General features: G+C 46.9%; 1 protein-coding gene. It reads right to left on the minus strand.

Annotation, left to right across the window (positions count from 1 at the left end):
* On the minus strand, positions 1-1658 hold a 1658-nt coding region (locus H5203_RS22435; RefSeq protein WP_182820371.1), incomplete at both ends, for a cadherin-like domain-containing protein.

Consider the following 1658-nt stretch of genomic DNA (forward strand, 5'->3'; position numbering starts at 1 on the left):
AGGTTAAACGCGAAGTTTTGCCCTACCGGCGCATCATTGGTGTTGGTTACCTCTAATGTAAATGGCGTTAAACTGGCGCTATCTGTGCCATCGTTAACACTGATAGTAATAGCCGCGTAGCTGCCCACATCCTCGTTCTGTGGCGTGCCCGCTAATTCGCCCGTGCTGGTGTCAAAGCTTGCCCAACTTGGCTTATTAATGATGCTGAAACTGAGGCTATCACCATCAATATCACGCACTGATGGCGTAAACTGATACTGACTGTCTTCGCTTACCGTGGTGTTCGGTGTACCACTGATTGTCGGTGCATCGTTAACGTTCTTAACGGTGAGATTAAAGCTACTCAGTGCTGTAGTAATCGCGCCGTCTGATACTGAAATAATAATGTTGTTATTTACGCCGACATCATCATTACTTGGCGTACCTGACAACTGCCCAGTGCTGCTATCAAAGTTTGCCCAGCTCGGCTTGTTGCTAATACTAAAGGTTAAGCTGTCGCCATCAATATCGCTGGCTGTTGGGGTAAAGCTATAAGACGTATCTTGATCAACATTTAATGCAGGAACACCACCAATTGTTGGTGCGTCATTGACGTTGATCACCGTTAAGTTAAATGCCGGTAAGCTCGCCGTACCCATGCCATCGCTGACACTGATCACAATATTACTGTACACACCCACATCGCCGTTACCAGCGGTACCACTGAGCAACCCGGTACTGCTATCAAAACTCAACCAACTTGGTTTATTACTGATGCTAAAGGTTAAGTTATCGCCCTCGGTGTCAGTTGCCGTTGGCGCAAAACTATAAGCGATTTTCTCACTCACTGACACAGTCGGTGAACCGCTGATCACTGGCACATCATTAACACTGCTCACGGTCACTGTGATCACCGCTGGTGCTGAATCCACGCTACCATCGTTAGCAACAAAGCTGAAGCTATCGGTGCCAAAGAAGTCACTCTCACCTTGGTATATTGCTTGCGAGCCAGTCAATGTAACACGGCCATTTTGTGGCTGACTGCTTATTTGATACGTTAAGGTATCGCCTTCGATATCGCTGGCGGTAAGGTTGATAGTCAGTGGCGTATCTTCATTTACTGACACCGCTGCAGCGCTGGCAACAGGGGCATCATTTACAGCATTAACGGTTAAGTTAACACTAACAGGAGCTGAATCTAACGCACCATCATTGGCTACAAACGTGAAACTATCACTGCCGTTATAATCTGCCGCAGCTGAATACAACCAACTATCACTGCTTTGTTGAACTAGCGTTCCGTGTGCGACATCAGTATCAATGCGATAAGTTAAGCTGTCATTTTCGATGTCTGTCGCAAGCAATGTGATCAATAAGCTTGCATCTTCATCAAGGCTAAGGGTTTGCGTTTGTGCCACCGGCGCATCATTGACTGGGTTCACGGTCATGGTGACAGTAGCAAGGTTAGATATCGCGCCATTGCTATCTTTAACTGTGTAAGTAAAGCTGTCGTCACCATAGTAATCTGCATTGGCGGTGTAAATGATTGCCCCCGTTGCGGTTACTTGAGTTTGCCCGTTGCTTGGTGCACTGACAACCGTCACACTGCTCACATCTAAGCTGTCGCCGATATCAACATCACTGTCGTTACCCAATACGTTGACTTCAAATGAACCTTC

The sequence above is a fragment of the Pseudoalteromonas sp. SG41-1 genome (assembly GCF_014164575.1).
Taxonomy (GTDB): Bacteria; Pseudomonadota; Gammaproteobacteria; order Enterobacterales; family Alteromonadaceae; genus Pseudoalteromonas; species Pseudoalteromonas rhizosphaerae.